We start from the raw sequence: 18,680 nt of genomic DNA on the forward strand, positions 1-18,680 counted from the left end.
CTTATGCGACGTCCCAGCACGGAAGCGACAAGGGCTGCCCCTTGCAGTAGAGCTCGACGCTATGCCTTGCGGTGGTATAGTTCGAAATACGGGTCCAAAGAGCTGGCAATTCTCTCATCCATGTAAGCGATCTCGTCTCTGTTGAAATAGTCGACATAACCGCCAATTTTACCCCGCCGCACCTTAAAACTGTCGGGGTTCGACTGGTCCGTCGGGCGCATTCTTTCGTGACCGAAAGCGTCTGCCATTTCGATCTTTCGCAAATTCTCGAAAGAGCCAAAGGTTGTCGCCTCATCGAGGATCGCTTCCGGCACGCCCTGAATGCCCAGAAAATCCAGCGCCGTGCGAAGCGCCGATTTTGGAGCTTGGCGCATATGTTCGTAGGACAGCATTTGAAATGCCTTCACCTTGTCGCGGTTGTGCGCCCAGGCGTTGTAGAACGCTATGATGGAATCAATGCCGCCGACATCCTGGGCCAGAAACTCATTGATCGTCCCGTCAAACACCTTCATTCGGTGCGTTGCGTCAAAATAATATGAAACAAGCACATCTCTCGGATCCCGAACCAGAAATAGGATCTTTTTTCCCGAATATCTTGATTTATCGGCCTGTATTTCGCTGGGGCGCTTAAGGTTTGGACTGTCGTCGTGAGAAAAGCCAATGCAAGGGATATTCGACGAGATCTTCCAGAAATGCTGGATTTCCATGGGATTCTGCAGGTTAAGGCCGTAGTGTTTGTCGATGACGCGGCCAACCATGGTGCGCAGCCACGTTCGACCGCATTTCGGGTATGAAAGCACAAAGGAGTCCCGCGACCAAAAGATCATCTGGCGGCGCAACGCTCCCAGGGGACCCGAGTAGCGTATTTTCTTTGGAACGACGGCTTCGCCAAGGAAAAAGGTAGCGTCGCGAAGATTGTTCTTCAACTGTCCGAGCATAGAAAGCTTCCTCTGCTAGCGTGAGCTTGGCGCATTAGCGTCGCCGATAATGAAGTGCCCGAAGAACGGGACCGCCGGACCGAAACTCAAGCGGCCATTTTAATCTCCGCCATTGTAAGCCATTGCGTCGGTGCAGCGAGACCTAGCTAGCTGGTTGGCCCGGACTGGTGGGAGTACCTCTTTGGATTAACGCGGCAAAGTCCGCTTGCAGTTCCGATAGTCCCCCCATGCACAAAAGCATGTGTTGCTTAGAAAGCGGGTAAAGCGCCCCATAGCAGCGATAAGATCGTAGCCTCGAATCCGAACGATTGCAGGCCAACCTGTTCTTGATTGAGCAAGGGACTGGCAGGCACGGATTTGTGCCTGCGAGTTCAAACAGCCGCGTCTCTTAACGTGCTCTCTTGGAGCGCGGCGGCTAAGCTTTGTCGAGGTCCAGAATGAGCCAGTCAGATCAGCCGTTTGAGGCAATCAGTCCACTGGGAGGCCAATCCCTTTTGCTGGCCACTGCAATCGCTCTCGGCCGTCTCGTCAGCAAACCGCGCACAATTGTTCATGTGCTGTCGTACTTGCGCCGGCGGGTGACCGGGCGCGCCAAGGCCGTTGGCAAGAACCTTCATCTCTACATCATCGACCTGGCCCTGGCGCTGGCGGCACTGTCGTTTGCTTCATTCATGCGATTGGGCCTTGATGGAGAATTCACCGGTCCGGAAAGCCACGCTTCGTTGCTCTTCGCACTCCCTTGCTTCCTGCTTACATGCGCCGTGGTCTTCCCGGTGACTTGCCTCTACACCCGCAACTGGCGATATGCTTCCGTCGGCGACATGCTCGGTATCGTTCGCGCGGCATTCGTCACATCGCTGGCCTTCGTGTTCCTGATGTTTGTGGCTACACGGCTCGATTCGATTCCGCGCTCGGTGATAGTGATCCAGTTTCTTTTACTCGTGCCGCTGCTTATTTCGGTTCGCATCCGCTCCAAGCTCGTTGAGCTAAGCCGCTTTGGTCCGACTGCGAACAGAGCGAGAAACGGACGCGACGTGGTCCCTGTGCTGCTGATCGGTGCGGGCGATGCGGCCGATCTTTATATTCGCGCGCTGCAGCGGGATCCGAATGCACGCCATTGGCCGGTCGGCGTGCTCGACAATGGCGCAACGACAGAGGGCTATTTCCTGCGCGGCGTGCCGGTTCTGGGTAGCATCGAAGACTTCGACACGGTCATCGGCGATCTGGAAGGTCGCGGCATCAAGCCCCGCCACGTGATTTTCACCGAAAGGGTGCCTGGCCTCGTCGACCCGACGCTTGAAGCGCTGATCGACCGGGCCGACCGTCTGGGCATCGCTGTCTCTCGCCCCGCCCCCGTCCTGGAGCTGCGCAATCCTAAATATCAGAGTCGCTTCGACTTGCGCCCCATCGAACTTACCGACCTGCTGGAAAGGCCGCAGGCGGTTCTTGATAAAGATGCGTTGTCCCGAATGATCGAAAACAGGCGCATCGTCGTCACCGGTGCCGGAGGCTCGATCGGTGGAGAGCTCACGCAGCAGATTGCCGCGCTCGGTCCCACCGAAGTGGTCCTGATCGATAACAGCGAGTACAATCTGTACGCCATCGATCTGGAGTTGGCGGAGAAATTCCCGAATGTGCGCCGGAAGCCATATATCTGCGACGTACGCGACCCTGTTCGTCTGGGCGAGATTTTCCGACGCCATCGCGTCGACCTGGTCTTCCACGCGGCGGCGCTCAAACATGTGCCGATGGTCGAGTTGAATCCCTGTGAGGGCATTCTTACCAACGTCATCGGTACTATGAACGTGGCAGAAGCGACTCGCCTTTGCGGCGCCAAGGCAATGGTCCAGATATCCACCGACAAGGTTGTGAACACGACCAGTGTCATGGGCGCTACCAAGCGCCTGGCGGAACTCTATTGCCAGTCCCTGGACCTCGCCTTTACCGCCGGCGATACCCCCGTCCGCTTCATGACCGTTCGTTTCGGCAATGTTTTGGGTTCAAGCGGGTCGCTGATCCCGCTATTCAAGCGCCAACTCGCCCACGGCGGTCCGCTGACCGTGACCGACATGGAGATGAAGCGCTTCTTCATGACAATACGTGAGGCGGTTGAACTGACCTTGCAGGCATCGGCCCATGGTCTGGAGAAAAAACTCGGACAGGGCGAAATCTTCGTTCTCGACATGGGTGCGCCAATCAAGATCATCGACATGGCGCGCCGCATGATCAAGCTCGCGGGATTTCGGCCGGATGAGGACATCAAGATCAAGATTGTCGGCTGCCGGCCGGGAGAAAAGCTGTTCGAGGAACTCTTCGACGAAAGCGAAAGACGTGTCGACGTTCCGATTTCCGGAGTCTTGGGCGCCGTGCCCAACGCGATGCCGCTTGACACGCTTCGCAAGGGATTTTCGCAATTGCGTCGCTTGGCGAGGGCCGGCGACACTGAGGGAGTGTTAAACCTTGTTGCGGATATGCTTCCCAGTTACCGCAGAGACGAAGCCAAGCCTGCGGCGGCGGTGACGGCGCCATTCGTGCCTCATGTGATCCTCGGTTCAGCCAAGGCAACCACGCGTCCACACGAGGCGGCCGCTTGAGGCCCAGCGGGAGCGCTGCCGTGCTAAGGCATATTGCCTCGGCTCTGTTTGTCGCGCTGTCGTGCGGTACTGCACTGGCCGGGGCGCCTCAACCTCAGCCGACAGTGGCCGAGGCACGGGAGGCGGTCGAGCTTGCGGGGGCCTATTTCCGCGATCATCTCGGTGTAGCGGGAACTTATGTATGGAAATATTCCCTCGACGGCCAAAAGAGGGTGGGCGAAGGCGGTACCGTGCCCGCGAGCGTTGGCTGGGTGCAGCCGCCTGGTACGCCGGCCGTCGGCGCTGCGTTCCTGCGTATCTTCGAGGTTACCGGCGACAAGCAATGGCTTCAGTCTGCCCAGGTCGTGGCAACCGCTCTCGTCAAGACTCAGCTGGAGTCCGGCGGATGGTTTTACAAGATCGAGACCGACCCGCAAAAGGCGGCGACATGGTGCTACCACGCACTGAAGCTGGGCAGGAATACCTGTCGCGATATCAAGGACAATCCGCAACGCAACGAGACTGTCCTCGATGACAACAACACACAGAGCGTGCTGAATTTTCTGATGTGGTTCGACCTGGCGAGCGGCGGTTCGGATCCGGACGTCCGTTCCTGCATCGACAGGGCGCTTCATCGATTGATGCGGGTGCAATACGCGAATGGGGCCTTCCCAGTCTTCTTCAAGGGAGCTGCGCCTGGGGCGGATGTAAAGGCTGCGGCCAAGGCGAGGATTCCGGCCAGTTGGTCCCACGAGTGGCAGAAGCCTGATCGTCCGCCCTATTTCATCATCAACGACAATCTTCCCCGCGATATGGGTCGTCTCTTTCTCAACGCGTACCGCACATATCATGATCCCGCATATCTCAAGACGGCGGAGAGGGTCGGTGATTTTCTCCTTGCAGCCCAGCTGCCCGCGCCACAACAGGGCTGGGCTCAGGGTTACGATCGTTCCATGCAGCCGGTTTGGGGGCGCAGGTTTGAGCCGCCAGCGGTCGTCTCGCGCGAAACCGCCGGCAATATCGATTACCTGATCGAGTTGAACGAGCAAAACGGGGATGCGAGGTTGCTGCACGCGGCGACGTCTGCTGCCACCTGGCTACAGGCAGCGCGCCTGCCCGACGGCAGTTGGGCACGTTTCTACGAACTCAACACCAACCGGCCGCTTTACATCGATGAGGGCGGCCAAGTGACCTTCGACGACATGGACCTCCTGAAACACTACGGCATGAAAACCGGTGCAGAGATCGAGCCGGTGTTCGCTCGGCTCGAGGTTGCAAAGCGGGGGCAGAGAGTTTCACGTCAACGACTGTGGATCAGTGCCGCGGATGAGTTGAGCGCTGGCGAACTGAATTCGAAGGTGCGTCAGCTCGTCGACAGTCAGGATACCCAGGGACGTTGGGTTGAGGGCCGGTTTATCGAGGGAGAAGACTTCGTCGAGGGCGTGTTCGCCCTCGCTCGTTTCATCTCCGCGCCAGCATCGGAGCCGGCGAAATAGTTTCTGCATATCGCTCGCTCTTGCCATGGGGAGATCCTGACCAAGATCTTCCGGTGCGCCGATTTAGCCTTTGTAGAAGCTGGAAAGCTCGGCTGGTGGGCCTTAGATCGGCCTGCGTAGGAAAGGTCGCGAACGACCGTACTTGGAGCGAGCACCGCGAAGAAAGCGCGCGACCGTTCTTGGAGTTGGGCCGTCGCGCAAAATCGCAACACTGGGCGCCATTCCAAGCAGCAGAGGCACGACAAAAAAACGACCGTAGATATGGGGCAGCGCATTGGCCAGCGCCGCGAAGAGGAGAACGGTCGTCGCCGTGCAAATGGCAGATGCCCTGCCTTCACGATTACGAGCGGCAAGGATGGCGATGGTGATGCCTGCCACGAGCAGGAGCAGAAAACCGACGAATCCGGGCAGCCCTGCCTCGACCCATATGAGGAGATAGGCGTTGTGGACCGGGGCGTGCAATTCGCTGACGTGCCGATACTGGTCGGCACCGATGCCGAGCAGCGAATTATTGTCCGCTTTGCCAATGGCCTCATGAATGAGCCGCATACGGTCCGCAAACGTGCCAGCCTCATCGAGGTCACCATTCTGCAGCGCATTCAGCACGCGGCGTTGGAAGACCTCGGGCAAGAAATCGCGGCCCCAGGTAACGGCAATGAAGAATGTGGCGAGCGAGGTCACAGCTAAAGAAATGATACGGCGCCACGAGCCCGTCGCGACCACGAAGATGGTGACCGCAAAGACAAGGCCGATCAGGCCGGTATTGGATCCTGTCAAAATAATGCCATAACCAAAAAGCGGCAGTCCGACCCAAAGCCAACGAGGCCTTATGCAGCCTGACGCCACCAGCCACAACATTAGCGGGACAGAGAGCGCTATCAGCGTTGCGCATTCATTCTCGCGTTCCACCCAACCCTGGAAACGACCATTGCCGCTGACAAAGACGGTGCCGCGTTGCTTGAGGATGTCGATTATCACTATCCCCTGCAGACACATCACGGCGATCGAGCAAAGAAATGATTTCATCAAGAGAACGATTTCGGCCCAGGGCCTCGACACGATCATGAAGGCCAGGAGAAAGTAAGCGTACAGATATTGCGCCGAGATGATGAAGCCTCGCTGCGGATCTCCGAGGATCAGACTGCTTAGCAGCAGCATACCGCATAGTAGGGTGATGCCGATGTTCCATAGAAACGTCCCCGCCCCCAAGGGAGAGATCGAAAAGGATTTCCCGAGCATGGCTGCAAACACGGCCACGAGAGCGAAGCCGTCGCTGATGGTAAAGTAGAATGCATCAAAACGAAGAATATTGAAGGGCGTGAGAAAGACGGACGCCACGGCGAACCAAAGCCCGAGTCTCTCGGCTACCTCTGGCAACGATGTGACGGCCGGTTTGGGGCCGGGCCTTGTCCAATAATGGCGAGGAGCCCTGGCGTAGTTCATCCTCACTCCTGAAATCTGTTTGAGAGTCCTTTTCGCCAGCCCTCATTGGGCCTGCAGTTCAGCCTGTCTGCCAAGATAGGGCCCGGGCCGGTTACGCTATCCTTTTGGATGATGTTGCCTTTGCGGCTAAGCCTCTTGAGCGCGATTGCGGCCGCACAACCATGTTAAAACTGTCGTCGCGGTAAGTCGCGAATTCGATGCTGAGTTGCCTCCAGGTCCGATGTGGCAGGGCCGGATTAGACCAGTCGAAGACAAAACAAAAAGGGGCGGGATCTGTGAGCTTGATAGACGACAACAGCGTGTGGAGCCGTCTGGAACCATTCCTTCAAGAGCCGATCGAGCCGTCGAAGGAACGCACCTTCGGCCCGCGCGAACTCTACACGCTTTTCCGAAGGCGCCTCCCTTTAATCCTTGCGGTCGTAACTGCCGGCACCGCTCTCGCGCTCATGGCGGCCATGGAACTTCCCAAGACGTATACCGCTCGTTCGATGATCGTTGTCGAATCCGACGATCCCAATCCTCTCGACACCGCACAAGCGCAGCCTAATCAACAGCCTGACAAGTCGCGAATGGACACCGAGGCGGATCTGATCACTTCTCGTGTCTTTGCCAGCCTGGTCGTCGACAGACTGGACCTCATCAAGGACCCGGACTTCAACACCTATCTGAAACCAGCCGCGAGCCGAGCTTCCCCTTCGGATTCGGGCCCTGGACTGCTGTCACAGACCGTCGGCTTCATCGTCTCGATACCGCGAGCACTATGGAACCTTGTCGCCGGCGCCGACCCGCAGGATGCCGCGTCGCTGCCATCGAAGGGGGTTCAGCAAGATCGGGCGATTTCATCGTATCTGTCGAGCGTTTCGGTTGACCGGTCCGGAGAGAGCTCGGCGATGACGATCTCCTTTTTCAATGACGACGCGTCGAGGGCGGCCCTGATAGCCAATGCGACGGCCAAACTGTTCGTGGAATGGTCCCGGGACAACAAGCGGCAGGACATCAAGGACGCCGTTAGCTTTCTGAGGCAGCAATCGACGGAGCTTGCGTCACGGATAGCCGCCATAGAAGGCCAGATCGCCAAGTATGCGGCAGAACACGGCGTGTCCAGCGATCCGCGCGATGATCTGCTGCGCGCCTCGATCCAGCAAAGCAACGAGCAGCTCAGCACCGCCAGAGGTGAATACACGCAAGCGCAGGCGCGCCTCGCCCAGGTCAGGCTGGCGGCCAAGACCGGCGACGCCGGTGCCAACGTCGATCCCCTGCTCTCATCGGACTTCCTGACGTCCCTGCGCAACGACGAAGCGACGGCGATGAGGGACCGCGCGCAACTGGCCAGCAACTACGGGCGCAATCATCCCTTGGTCCAGGAGGCGGATGCAAAAGTAGCGGCCGTCCGCACGATGATCTCTCAAGAGATGCTGCGTACGATCGCAATCCTGGAAAATGACGTCCGCGTCAACGAAGGCAGGGTCAACCAACTCGCGAAGACTTTGGAGGAGTCCAACGAGCAACTGCGGCAAAGGAGCCTGGCGGAAGCGAAGCTCCGGGAACTGAACAACCAATTGTCGACCGAGCAGAAGCTCTACGACCTCGTATCAGGCAGACTTGGCAGCCTCGATCCGTTTTCCGAGGCGGTCGAGCCCGGCGTGCGGACGGTTTCCGCCGCCGAGATTCCGACGAGCCCTTCCTTTCCCAAACTTCGTTTGATGACGGCGGGCGGTTTCGCCGCGTCGCTGATCCTAGCCCTGATCCTTGTGCTGACGCTTGAAAGCATGGATGTGAGAATACGCGAGTCACAACGGGTATCGAAGCTTATCCGTGCGCCACTGCTGGCGTCGATTCCGCAACTGCCCAAGAAGTTCCTGCAACGCGCCACGCCCCCTCTTGAAACCTTGTTGTCGCAACCGCGGTCGGCCTTCTCCGATGCCTTCCGGTCGCTGTACATGGCCTGCACCCGGATGAACGGTGGCCGGAGCAAACAGGTTATCCTGGTCAGCTCAGGCCTACCGCAGGAAGGCAAGACAACGACCGCCATGGGCCTCGCCGTGGCAGCTGGAATGGACGGCGCCCTGACAGCGCTGATCGATCTGGATTTGCGAACCCGCAGCATCCATAGCGCCATGGAGTTTGGGCCCGCCGACAAGACACTCAACGACTACCTACATGGTGGTTGCACCCTGGCGGAGATCGTTCAGACGCTTCCTGAAGTTCCGCGACTGGATGTGCTGGCGCCATCTGCCGACGACCAGACCTTGCCTGAATTCCTCAATTCCAGCCAATTCGCGAAATTGCTGGAGGCGTTCCGGCTGGAATACGACGTGGTGATCATCGACGCGCCGCCTGTGCTCGTCGTCGAGGACGCTATCAGGATTGCCGCCTCGGTGGACACTGTCGTGGTCGTGGCCGCGTGCGACAACACCACGCAAGAGGCTCTCGCCCAGGTTGTCGAGCGCCTGCGGTTCGCTGGCGGCCCGTCGATCGGCTGGGTGTTCAACCGCGTCGACCCCTTCCGACAGGCCCGTGGTGCCCTGCGGAAAGCCTATTTGAAACGGCAGCAGATTCGTCGTTATTTTCCCGCTTGACCGCCGTCGGCCGCGCGGCCGATCGGGCGCGGCCGACTATATTCCCATCGCCTCGAGCAGGGTTTGGTTCACCTTGTGAACATCGAACCGGTCTTCCGCGAGCTTTCTTGAGTTGGCACCCATTTTTGCGGCGAGTTCCTCATCGTCGAGAAAAGCCCGCTGCGCCGAGGCGAGAGCTTCCACGTCTCGCGGCTCCACCCGGAAACCGTTCTCCCCCTCGATCACCGTTTCTTGGCAGCCAGGGGCGTTAGTCGTGATTATCGGCCGGCCGGTCGACAAGGCTTCCAGCGCGCTGCGAGGAATGCCCTCCCTGTAATAGGACGGCAACACGAACACGGTGGACGCGGTCAAATAGGGACCGACGTCGTGTGTTTCGCCGAGATATTCAACGGCACCTTCCTTAGTCCACTGGTCCATTTCGGCTTTCGAGATGGAGAGGGGACTGGGATCGAAGGGCCCGAGAATCTGAAAGCGTGCAGCGCGGTACTTGGTCTTCAGGATACGCGCGGCGGCAGCAAACTCGGCAATTCCCTTTTCGCGAAGCAAGCGAGCGATCAGAAGGAAGACGGGTGGCCCTGAAGGTGGGCGGCTTGCGGCAAACAGCGTCAGGTCCACTCCTGAACCCGGGATCATGATCACCGGTGTCGTCGCAGAAACCATCCGATGGCGCCGGATGTCGGAAGCGTCGGCGTCATTGTAAGCGAAAACTGCTTCGCAGCCGACCAGAGCCGAGCGGTAGAGACCAATACTCAACCGGCGCAAGACAGTTGCGCGCAGTCCCGTGATGCTGCCGCTGAATATGAAGCCGAAGCCTGTAAAGAGCGCAAACCGGCGCGGTACACGGGCAAGGCGGGCAGCCAATCCACCATAGATGATCGGCTTCATCGTATACGCCAGGACGATTTCGGGCGCCAAGCCGCGGATGAGCTTGTAAAGCGCCTTGAGCGTTCGCAAATCGGCCAGCGGACTGGTACCCGTCCTGGCCATCGGAATCTGTCGGAAGGTCACGCCAATTGCCTTGAGCCCGGCGATCGCCCGCTCATCTTCGTCGGGGGCGAGCGCGATGACATCATGCCCGGCAGCGACCATGGCCTTCAACAATTCGAGACGAAAGTTGACAAGCGAACGCGTCAGGCTCGCAATGACGACGATGCGCTTGCGACGCATCGCATAGTCCATAGGGGCGCGAGGAGAGTCTCGACCATTCATGTGCACAGCAACCATCAGCCGCTCCTATCGGATATGGCGACGACGCCCTAGAGCTGCTTCGTAGAGTTCCAGGTGCCGGCCGACGTAAAGGGAAAGCGAGAAGTTCTCCATGATGCGACGACGCGCTTGTTGACCCAGGGCGCGGCGCTCGGCCGGTTCAAGGCTGACAAGCCTGATCAATCCGGCGGCCAGTGCTTCACTGTCTCCCGGTGGAACGACCACGCCGCTGTCGCCGACCAGCCAGCCAGAGTCGCCGACCGCGGTAACCACCGCCGGCACGCCGCTGGCCATCGCCTCGCCTACGGCAAGGGAAAATGCCTCGCCCCAGGCCGAGCAAAGCGCGTAGACATCGAAGCCCGGCATGAGGTCGGCGATGTCAGCGCGGATGCCCGGCGTGGTAATGCGGTCATCTATGCCGAGCTCACGGGCGGTGCGCCGCACGGGGCCGTCGGCATGTCCCTCCCCGATAAATATGCCCTGAACGTCGTATCCCTGCTCCAGGAGCCGGCTGATGGCGCGGACCAGGCTGACCTGGTCCTTCATGGGATGGAAGCGTGCCACATGGCCGATCATCAGCCGTCCGGGCGGCAAGCCGAACAGGCGGCGCAGTTTCGCACCGGCGTGGACCGAGGGGGAAAATTGATCGCAGTCCGTCCCGTTCGGGATAACCGCCCTCCGGCGCGGATCAAAGCCCAGGCGCTCGTGATCATCGGCGGCGACGCGCGAGCAATATGAGATCGCGCTGGTGCGCCTCGACAGGCGGGCCGAGAGCCGTATCAATTGGCGCGTCAACGGTTTCTCGTCGGCGAGATCTCGAACCGTGTGATGGATGCTCCAGATGACCGGCGAGAAATTGAGCCCCAGCATCGAGCCGAGCGTTGCCGCGACGTTGCCGTGATACATCCATCCGTGAAGAAGATCGGGCGCCGCCCGTCTTATCGACCGCGTCAGCCGAACGACATCGCGCGGTCGCGGCCGTTCCGTCATGCCGAGCGAAACGAGCCCCGATCTTGTATATTCTACGTTTGCAGCCACCGGACCGGGTGAAAGCAGGGACAGAACTGAAGTCGAGAAGCGATTTTGGTCGACCTGGCCAAGAAAACGGGCAAGCATGACCTGAGCGCCGCCGACGTCGAGACTGGTAATGGTGTGAAGAACACTTGTGTGCACGCAAGCTTCCCAGCTGTCTGCAACGCTCCGCCCTGAGGAAGCATTCAATCATCCGACAGTATCCAGCCGCACCATACGTTGGTTGCAGCCGACATCCAGTTAGCCAAATTAGGTGGGAACCAGACCGAAGGTTGTCACCGCTCCACCAAAGGTATGACTCATTGTCCTCGCGCAGGTGTCGCTAGGGTCTTTGCAGGAAAATTCTATGGTGGGCTTCCATGGCATCTTATTGCAATGCGGCGCGGAGCAGGCGATCGACAGGCGCATGGACCAGTACATTCCTTGCGAAAGCACTGGGATCCGCCGGTATTGCGATCCTTGCGGTTGCAGCGATTCTGATTTCCCAGCTTGATGCCTGGGCCGCGGCGGACGATGATTACAAGCTTTCGGTCGGCGATGTGGTGTCGTTTGACTTCATCGACGACGCGCTTCCCGCCGAACAACTCACGGTCGCCAGCGATGGCGCGATCAACATTCCGCTGATCGGCAGCTTTGAAGTCGGCGGCCTGACGGTACCCGACGCCTTGAGTCGGATCCGTAAAGCATTCATCGCGCGTGAACTCTTCAATGACCCGCATATAGCCCTTGCGGTGGTGAGCTTCCGCCCGATCTTCGTCCTTGGGGATGTCAAGGCGCCGGGCTCATTTCCTTACCAGCCGGCACTGAATGTGGAGCAGGCGGTGGCGCTTGCGGGCGGCCAGTCGACCGGGGGAGCCACGGCGGAGGATCGCGTCGTAACACGCGCCCGGTTGCGCGGAGCTCTTGATGAAAGCGTGGTGGAGATCGCCAAGGAGGCGGTCGCCGCTGCGCGCATCAAGGCCCAGTTGGCAAACAGCGATAAGATCTCGGAACTGGATCTGCCAGCCAAGATCAAGGGGCTGATGAATGCCAACCTGCTCGCGACGCTGCTTCCTACCGAGCAGCGCATCCTTGAAGCAGATCAACAAGCGCTGACCACACGTCGCAAGCAGCTCTCTGCGGGGATCGAAGAAGTGAATGTTGCCCTCGCCAATGTTCAACAGCTTTCGGACATACAAAAGACGGTGATCGCTTCGGCACAGGCGGATCTCGACCGCATCAGGGGCCTCAACAAGAAAGGTCTCGTCACAATCACAGACCTCTCGAACGCAGAGCGCGAAGCGACCACCCAGCAATCTCATCTGCTTGAGATCTACAATCAGGCATCGACGGTGCGCCGCGAATTGAGCCAGTTGCAGCGTGACCTGGATGACGCCACCCAGACCTGGACACACACGGCACTGACGGATCTCCAGGCCCACAACTCTGAAATCGAACGCCTGATCGCGGTTCGAGAATCGACCGAGGAACAGATCCTGCTGTTGAGCTCACTGGCCGCGGAGCAGACACGCAGCAACAACTCCATCACGTTCACCTACCAGATCCGCCGCAAGGTAAATGGCCAGACCGCCACAAAGGTGGCGACCCTCGACGATCCGGTTGCGGCCGGAGATACGATCCTGGTGTCAATAAACCGCCTGGACAGCGCCCAGGACGCGACAAGCCGTTCAGCCACTACCTTGGCGACGACCTCTTCCGTCCAGGTCGGACCGTCGCAATGATCGGCCTCAGCACCCCGACAGCACGTTCCGGCGGCTGGACTGCGCGCGTTCCGCCTGGCCGGGCCATACCAAGCCGTATCGCCGCGGTGGTCCTTTTGGTTCTCAGCCTGCCGCTATGGCTGGTGGCTGCTGTCCTTGTCTGGGCGAACATTGGCCGTCCGCTGTTTTTCCGCCAGTCTCGCAGCGGGCTGGAAGGTCGCCCGTTCGTGATCTGCAAGTTTCGTACGATGCACGAGGGGCGAGACGGGAACGGCATGCTGCTCCCCGACGCCTTGCGTGAGACGCCGGCCACGCGGCTGATGCGCTCCGTCCGTATCGATGAGCTGCCGCAGCTTCTCTCGATAGCCAGGGGGGACATGGCCTTCATGGGGCCCCGTCCGTTGCTCCCGGCCACCATCGCCGAATTCGGCGAGCTTGGGCGTATTCGCGGCACGGTCCGCCCCGGCCTGTCTGGATGGGCACAGGTGAACGGCAATACCCGCCTCACCAACAGCGAAAAACTGGCGCTCGACCTCTGGTATGTGCGCAACCGCAGCCTGTGGCTCGATCTGCACATACTGTTTCTGACTGTCCAAGTGGCACTGTTGGGCGAACGCGTCGATCGCCGCCATGTCGACCATGCTTTGAAGGCTATGCCTGCCGGGACGGTCCGGCCATGAACCCAGCACTCGGTCGACTTCTGGTGATCGCACCGCATCCTGATGATGAGGTCCTGGGGTGTGGCGGCACGATAGCCCGGATGGCTGCGCAAGGCGCAGAAGTTCATGTCGCAGTGGTTACGCGAGGCAGCCCGCCCGCCTTCACAGAGGAGATGACGGAGCGGGTTCGCAGCGAGGCCAAGGCGGCGCATGCCTGTTTGGGCGTGCAACAGACGCATTGGCTTGATCTGCCGGCAGCGCAGATCGCCGAAACGCCGCACGCGACGCTCAACAGGGCGCTGCTGACCCTGTTGCGGGATGTCGTGCCGGATACGTTGCTCATCCCCTTCGTCGGTGATGTGCACATGGACCACCAGTTGATCTTCCTGTCATCGCTGGTAGCCGCTCGCCCGACCCAATCTCAATATCCGCGGACGATCATGGCTTATGAGACCGTCTCCGAAACGAACTGGAATGCGCCCTATGTGACGCCGAGCTTCGTGCCGAACGTCTTCATAGACATCGCATCGACGCTGGATCGCAAACTCGAAGCTGCGTCGATGTTCGCCTCACAGATCAGAGATTTCCCGCATGAGCGTTCGATCGAAACCTTGCGGGCGCTTGCGATCGTCAGGGGCACCGCCGCCCATCTGAGGGCGGCCGAGGCCTTTGTCCTTCTGCGAAACGTCATTTGAATCCTAGCTGGAGTATTCTGCGATGAAACGCTGGCCAATCTACGACGAAGAACAAATAACCGATGTGGTAGAGGTTTTGCGATCCGGCCAGGTGAACGCCTGGACCGGCGACCATGTGAAGACCTTCGAACGCGCCTATGCGCGCAGCCTCGGCCGACGTCACGCGGTGGCGCTGGCCAACGGCTCGCTCGCGCTGGATCTTGCGATGAAGATCCTCCACATCGGCGCCGGCGACGAGGTGATCGTCACGCCCCGCAGTTTCGTCGCCTCCGCCGCCTGCGTCATGTTTGCCGGCGCCACGCCTGTCTTCGCGGATGTCGACCCGAGTTCTGGCAACCTTTCCGCCGAGACGATTGCGCCGAAGATAACGGCTCGAACAAAGGCAGTGATCGTCGTGCATATTGCCGGCTGGCCGTGCGATATGGCTCCGATCATGGAACTCGCAAAGCGCAGCGGCATAAAAGTCATCGAAGATTGTGCCCAGGCGCATGGAGCCGAATACAACGGACGACCGATTGGCTCCTTCGGCGACATAGCGGCGTTCTCGTTCTGCCAGGACAAGATCATCACGACGGGCGGCGAAGGTGGGCTTGTCGCAATGGACGACAAGAAATTGTGGCTCGCTGCCTGGAGCCTCAAGGACCACGGCAAGAACTACGATCTGGTCTTTGCCCCCCATAGGGCGACAGGGTTTCGCTGGCTGCATGACAGCATCGGCACCAACTGGCGCATGACATCAATCCAGGCAGTGCTTGGCTTGCGGCAGCTCGAACGCCTGCCCGATTGGACTCGCCAACGCGAGCGAAATGCCAACATCTGGATAAAGGCGCTTGCTGAATTGCCGATGCTGCGCGCGCCCCAGCTCGGTTCGGAGCATAAGCATGCCTGGTACCGATGCTATTTCTACATCAAGCCCGAGCTGCTGTCTCCCGGATGGTCGCGCGACGAGTTGATCGCGGCCATCAATGCGGCCGGCGTCCCGTGCTTCTCGGGAAGCTGCTCGGAGATCTATCTCGAACATGCCTTCGCGGACGCCGGGGTAGCGCCGCCCGAACGTCTGCCGGTCGCACGGCAGCTCGGTGAAACGAGTATGGCTTTTCTGGTCGACCCGTCCTGGACGACCGAGGAGACCATGGCTGCCGCGTCGACGGCGCGGTCAATCCTTGTTACGGCTTCGCGCCAGCTCGAGGCAGCATGACAAAGGAACGCGCCATCAGAAAGGATGAAAACGTTCTAGCGTCTTCTCTGGCAGAGCTGCAGATAGTGACGTCGTCAGCAGCGCGGAACCTCACCCTTGCCCGTACAGAACGCAGTCTGCTCGGATTCGAACTGCCGGCCGCGGTTCGATTTTATCAGCAGATGATGCTCATCCGGCTCGTGGAGGAGCGCTTGCTCGATCTTTTTTCCCAAGGTCTGCTGTTCGGCACGACGCACACGTCCATTGGACAGGAAGCCAATGCGGTTGGCGTGATAAACGCTCTTGACCGGGACCGCGACATTGTCTGGAGCAACCACCGCTGCCACGGTCATTTCATTGCCTATTCGGGTGAAGTCGAAGGCCTGATAGCGGAGATCATGGGGCGTGTAACCGGCATTTGCGGCGGACGTGGCGGCAGCCAGCACCTGTGCTTCCGCAACTTCCACTCCAATGGCATCCAAGGGGGCATCGCGCCCGTCGCGGTTGGCAGCGCGCTGGCGCGAAAGGACGAGGGCGCCGTCGCAGTGGTGTTCCTCGGCGACGGCACGATGGGCGAGGGAGCCGTATACGAGAGCCTGAACCTTGCGTCTGTTTTCGCCGCCCCGGTGGTCTTTGTGATCGAGGACAACGAGATCGCCCAGACGACGCCCAAGCATCTGACCGTCTCCGGTTCGATCGTCGCCAGGGCCGAGCCGTTCGGCGTCCGCACGTTCGCCTATGATGGCAACGATCCGATCGCGATATATGAGCTCGCCCAAGAAGCCATAGGCTATGTACGCGCCGAATCCCGCCCTTGCTGGCTCTACTTGCGAACCGAACGGATCGGCCCGCACAGCAAGGGAGATGATACAAGGCCGGCGGAGCGTCTTGAGCAAGCTCGAGCCAGAGATCCCATACCTCCGATGCGCCAGCGCGTTGCGAACGCCGATGAGATCGACGCCTACTGCCTGAATGTCGTGGACCGCGCGGTCGAATCCGCCGCCGCGGCCGCCTTGGCGCGGGGCTGATCCATGCGTGTCGTCGAATCGATCAATCGCGCTCTACACGATCTCATGGGAGCCGATCTCCGTCTGGTGATTTTGGGTGAGGATGTTCTTGACCCCTACGGTGGCGCCTTCAAGGTCACCAAGGGTCTTTCGTCAGCCTACAAGGACCGTGTCTGGACCACGCCGATCAGCGAAGGCGGCATTGTTGGCATGGCGGCAGGCATGGCCATCAAAGGCCGGCCTGTGATCGTCGAACTCATGTTCGGAGACTTCATAGCGCTTGCTGCCGACCAGATCATCAACCACGTCGCCAAGTTCCGCTGGATGTACAACGACCAGGTTGAGGTCCCCGTCATCATCCGCGCTCCCATGGGCGGACGGCGCGGCTATGGGCCGACGCACTCGCAAAGCCTGGAAAAGCATTTTTGCGGCGTGCCCGGGCTGACGGTGCTTGCCACTCACGAGTATGCCGATCCTGGTACGCTTCTGCATCGGGCCTTCGCATCGCGATCCCCTCACCTGATCATCGAAAACAAGGTGATGTATTCCAGGCCCGTGCTCGGACCCGACGCGCTTCCACATCCGGCGGATGCAGATGTCGTGATCCTGACATATGGGGGTTGCGTCGAGCACGCTGTCGCGGCCGCAAAGAAACTCGCGCAAGAAGAGGAAATCGCGACCAGCGTGGTGGCCGTCGAACAGCTGTCGCCCTTCCCTGGCGAGGATGTCCGAAGCCAGGTCGGCAACTGCACGCGTGTGGTCGCGGTGGAGGAAGGCTCTCCCGGCTGGGGCTTCGCGTCGGAGTGTGCGCGCGCGCTGATCGGTCGGGTCAAGCACTTCAGCGCATTGACCGGACCCGATCACCCCATTCCCTCAAGCCGCGACTGGGAGGACGATCTGCTGCCGGGTGTGAACGCCATCCAGGCGGCCTGCATCGACCTGTTCCAGAAAGGCTAAGCGTACATGACCGTGCTTGTCGAAGCCCCGCGGGTTAACGCCAACGAGGACAATCTCCAGCTCATCGAGATTCGGGTCACACAAGGTGAAAGGGTCGAACAAGGCACCATTCTTTTCGTGCTTGAGACCACCAAGGCCGCAGTCGAAGTTGATGCTCCGGAGACAGGAACTGTCGGCCTGCTGGACGTCAAGGTCGGTGACTTCGTTCCTGTCGGCGCAACGCTTTGCAAAATCATCGACGAAAATTCGAATGCCCTTGTCGGGGAAACCAGCGCGGCCGATGTCGGGGCCAGCGAGGTCGCGATAACGGCTAAAGCCCGCAAGGCCGCATCCGAGCTCGGGGTCGACCTTGCGGACGTCATTCCGTCCAATGGCCGCATTGGCGAAGCCGAAGTGCGCGCTGCTGCCGGTCGCCGATCCGGCGCCAAGAGAGCCGAACCGGGCGAGCCCAGTTCTGTCGCTTTCTCCAGGCGGGCCGTCATCATCGGCGGCGGCGGCCACGCTGCCTGTCTGATCGATGCTCTCGATGGTGCCGGATACGATATCGTGGGCTGCACCGATCAAGCGTTGCCCGCCGGCCATCACGTCTGCGGCGGTATTTCGGTAATCGGCACGGAAGACTGCCTGGAGCGCTTGCTTGCCGAGGGCACGCGCTATGCCTTCATCGGCATCGGAGGCGCCCAGTCAAGCCAGGCGAGGCGGGCAATGTATGAACGCGCCACTGCAATGGGCTTCGTTCTGCCGCCTGTGATCCATCCTTCCGCGATCGTCTCCAAGGCGACCAGGATTGGACATGGCTGCCATATTTTGGCCGGCGCGAGCATCGGTCCGCGCTGTACGATCGGTAACAACGTCATCGTCAATCAAGGGACTATAGTCTGCCACGACAGCCTCGTTCAGGACAATGCGCACCTGACACCAGGCGCCATCCTAGCCGGCGGAGTGGGCATCGGAGCCATGACCGTCGTGGGAATGGGCGCAACGGTGCTCCTGGGCGTCCAGATCGGCGCCGAGTGCCTGATCCACAACGGCGCGCACATCAGCGCCAATGTCGCAGACAACACCATCGTCGACGCGCAGGGCCGCCGCCATCTCCGCTAATGCATGTCGCCCAAAGGCGATCTCCGGCTTGGGAAAGCGACATGGCGGGGCGGTTCGACGTGGCGGCTCTCGTCGCAGCGGCCGAGGGCCCGCCAATTCCGATCGGTGTCAGCCAAG

The 18,680-nt window shown here is 60.1% G+C and carries 14 protein-coding genes; 10 read left to right on the forward strand and 4 right to left on the reverse strand.

Annotation, left to right across the window (positions count from 1 at the left end; genetic code table 11):
- Positions 1 to 59: 59 nt before the first annotated feature.
- Entirely contained in the window at positions 60 to 938 is an 879-nt protein-coding gene (locus LB551_RS22080) for a sulfotransferase domain-containing protein (RefSeq protein ID WP_224660469.1), read from the reverse strand.
- A 437-nt stretch (positions 939 to 1,375) separates the two neighbouring features.
- On the opposite strand from LB551_RS22080, the gene LB551_RS22085 reads away from it, so the two are divergent.
- Together LB551_RS22085 and LB551_RS22090 are read left to right on the forward strand one after the other, a co-directional pair.
- Positions 1,376 to 3,532, forward strand: a complete 2,157-nt coding sequence (locus LB551_RS22085) for a nucleoside-diphosphate sugar epimerase/dehydratase (protein WP_140642928.1) — start codon at positions 1,376 to 1,378, stop codon at positions 3,530 to 3,532.
- 20 nt (positions 3,533 to 3,552) lie between these two features.
- Positions 3,553 to 5,007, forward strand: a complete 1,455-nt coding sequence (locus LB551_RS22090; protein WP_224660470.1) for a pectate lyase — start codon at positions 3,553 to 3,555, stop codon at positions 5,005 to 5,007.
- A 102-nt stretch (positions 5,008 to 5,109) separates the two neighbouring features.
- Here the strand turns inward: LB551_RS22090 and LB551_RS22095 are convergent, their stop codons facing one another.
- Positions 5,110 to 6,450, reverse strand: coding sequence for an O-antigen ligase family protein (locus LB551_RS22095; protein ID WP_224660471.1), 1,341 nt, complete (start codon positions 6,448 to 6,450; stop codon positions 5,110 to 5,112).
- A 281-nt stretch (positions 6,451 to 6,731) separates the two neighbouring features.
- Here LB551_RS22095 and LB551_RS22100 point away from each other — a divergent pair, with 281 nt between their 5' ends.
- On the forward strand, positions 6,732 to 9,029 hold the full coding sequence (locus LB551_RS22100) for a GumC family protein (RefSeq protein WP_224660472.1): 2,298 nt from the start codon (positions 6,732 to 6,734) through the stop codon (positions 9,027 to 9,029).
- Between the two features lie 36 nt (positions 9,030 to 9,065).
- Here the strand turns inward: LB551_RS22100 and LB551_RS22105 are convergent, their stop codons facing one another.
- A complete protein-coding gene (locus tag LB551_RS22105; protein WP_224660473.1) occupies positions 9,066 to 10,253 on the reverse strand; it encodes a glycosyltransferase family 4 protein in 1,188 nt (395 codons plus the stop codon).
- A 9-nt stretch (positions 10,254 to 10,262) separates the two neighbouring features.
- Entirely contained in the window at positions 10,263 to 11,456 is a 1,194-nt protein-coding gene (locus LB551_RS22110; RefSeq protein WP_140552780.1) for a glycosyltransferase, read from the reverse strand.
- Positions 11,457 to 11,626: 170 nt separating this feature from the next.
- Here LB551_RS22110 and LB551_RS22115 point away from each other — a divergent pair, with 170 nt between their 5' ends.
- The 7 genes from LB551_RS22115 to LB551_RS22145 are packed head-to-tail and all read left to right on the forward strand — an operon-like array spanning position 11,627 to position 18,563.
- A complete protein-coding gene (locus tag LB551_RS22115; protein WP_140552781.1) occupies positions 11,627 to 12,988 on the forward strand; it encodes a polysaccharide biosynthesis/export family protein in 1,362 nt (453 codons plus the stop codon).
- Positions 12,985 to 13,647 (forward strand): sugar transferase, encoded by a 663-nt coding sequence (locus LB551_RS22120; RefSeq protein WP_224660474.1) that lies wholly within the window; start codon positions 12,985 to 12,987, stop codon positions 13,645 to 13,647. Before LB551_RS22115 ends, LB551_RS22120 begins: the two co-directional genes overlap by 4 nt.
- Complete coding sequence (locus LB551_RS22125; protein WP_140498445.1) at positions 13,644 to 14,321, forward strand: PIG-L deacetylase family protein; 678 nt, start codon at positions 13,644 to 13,646, stop codon at positions 14,319 to 14,321. The genes LB551_RS22120 and LB551_RS22125 overlap by 4 nt, the downstream gene beginning before the upstream one ends.
- A 22-nt stretch (positions 14,322 to 14,343) precedes the next feature.
- Positions 14,344 to 15,519 (forward strand): DegT/DnrJ/EryC1/StrS family aminotransferase, encoded by a 1,176-nt coding sequence (locus tag LB551_RS22130; RefSeq protein ID WP_140552783.1) that lies wholly within the window; start codon positions 14,344 to 14,346, stop codon positions 15,517 to 15,519.
- Positions 15,516 to 16,526: a thiamine pyrophosphate-dependent dehydrogenase E1 component subunit alpha gene (locus LB551_RS22135; RefSeq protein WP_224660475.1), complete on the forward strand. Its 1,011-nt coding sequence runs from the start codon at positions 15,516 to 15,518 to the stop codon at positions 16,524 to 16,526. Before LB551_RS22130 ends, LB551_RS22135 begins: the two co-directional genes overlap by 4 nt.
- A gap of 3 nt (positions 16,527 to 16,529) precedes the next feature.
- Positions 16,530 to 17,462, forward strand: coding sequence for an alpha-ketoacid dehydrogenase subunit beta (locus LB551_RS22140; RefSeq protein ID WP_140552785.1), 933 nt, complete (start codon positions 16,530 to 16,532; stop codon positions 17,460 to 17,462).
- Between the two features lie 6 nt (positions 17,463 to 17,468).
- Entirely contained in the window at positions 17,469 to 18,563 is a 1,095-nt protein-coding gene (locus tag LB551_RS22145) for a NeuD/PglB/VioB family sugar acetyltransferase (protein WP_224628103.1), read from the forward strand.
- The last annotated feature ends 117 nt before the right edge of the window (positions 18,564 to 18,680 follow it).

This window comes from Mesorhizobium sp. BR1-1-2 (genome assembly GCF_020165435.1).
Lineage (GTDB): Bacteria > Pseudomonadota > Alphaproteobacteria > Rhizobiales > Rhizobiaceae > Mesorhizobium.

Excerpts from the sequence above, each read along its gene's own strand:
- LB551_RS22080 (WP_224660469.1), bottom strand. The coding sequence starts at position 938 with ATGCTCGGACAGTTGAAGAACAATCTTCGCGACGCTACCTTTTTCCTT.
- LB551_RS22085 (WP_140642928.1), top strand. The coding sequence starts at position 1,376 with ATGAGCCAGTCAGATCAGCCGTTTGAGGCAATCAGTCCACTGGGAGGC.
- LB551_RS22095 (WP_224660471.1), bottom strand. The coding sequence starts at position 6,450 with ATGAACTACGCCAGGGCTCCTCGCCATTATTGGACAAGGCCCGGCCCC.
- LB551_RS22105 (WP_224660473.1), bottom strand. The coding sequence starts at position 10,253 with ATGGTTGCTGTGCACATGAATGGTCGAGACTCTCCTCGCGCCCCTATG.
- LB551_RS22115 (WP_140552781.1), top strand. The coding sequence starts at position 11,627 with ATGGCATCTTATTGCAATGCGGCGCGGAGCAGGCGATCGACAGGCGCA.
- LB551_RS22120 (WP_224660474.1), top strand. The coding sequence starts at position 12,985 with ATGATCGGCCTCAGCACCCCGACAGCACGTTCCGGCGGCTGGACTGCG.
- LB551_RS22125 (WP_140498445.1), top strand. The coding sequence starts at position 13,644 with ATGAACCCAGCACTCGGTCGACTTCTGGTGATCGCACCGCATCCTGAT.
- LB551_RS22130 (WP_140552783.1), top strand. The coding sequence starts at position 14,344 with ATGAAACGCTGGCCAATCTACGACGAAGAACAAATAACCGATGTGGTA.
- LB551_RS22135 (WP_224660475.1), top strand. The coding sequence starts at position 15,516 with ATGACAAAGGAACGCGCCATCAGAAAGGATGAAAACGTTCTAGCGTCT.
- LB551_RS22140 (WP_140552785.1), top strand. The coding sequence starts at position 16,530 with ATGCGTGTCGTCGAATCGATCAATCGCGCTCTACACGATCTCATGGGA.
- LB551_RS22145 (WP_224628103.1), top strand. The coding sequence starts at position 17,469 with ATGACCGTGCTTGTCGAAGCCCCGCGGGTTAACGCCAACGAGGACAAT.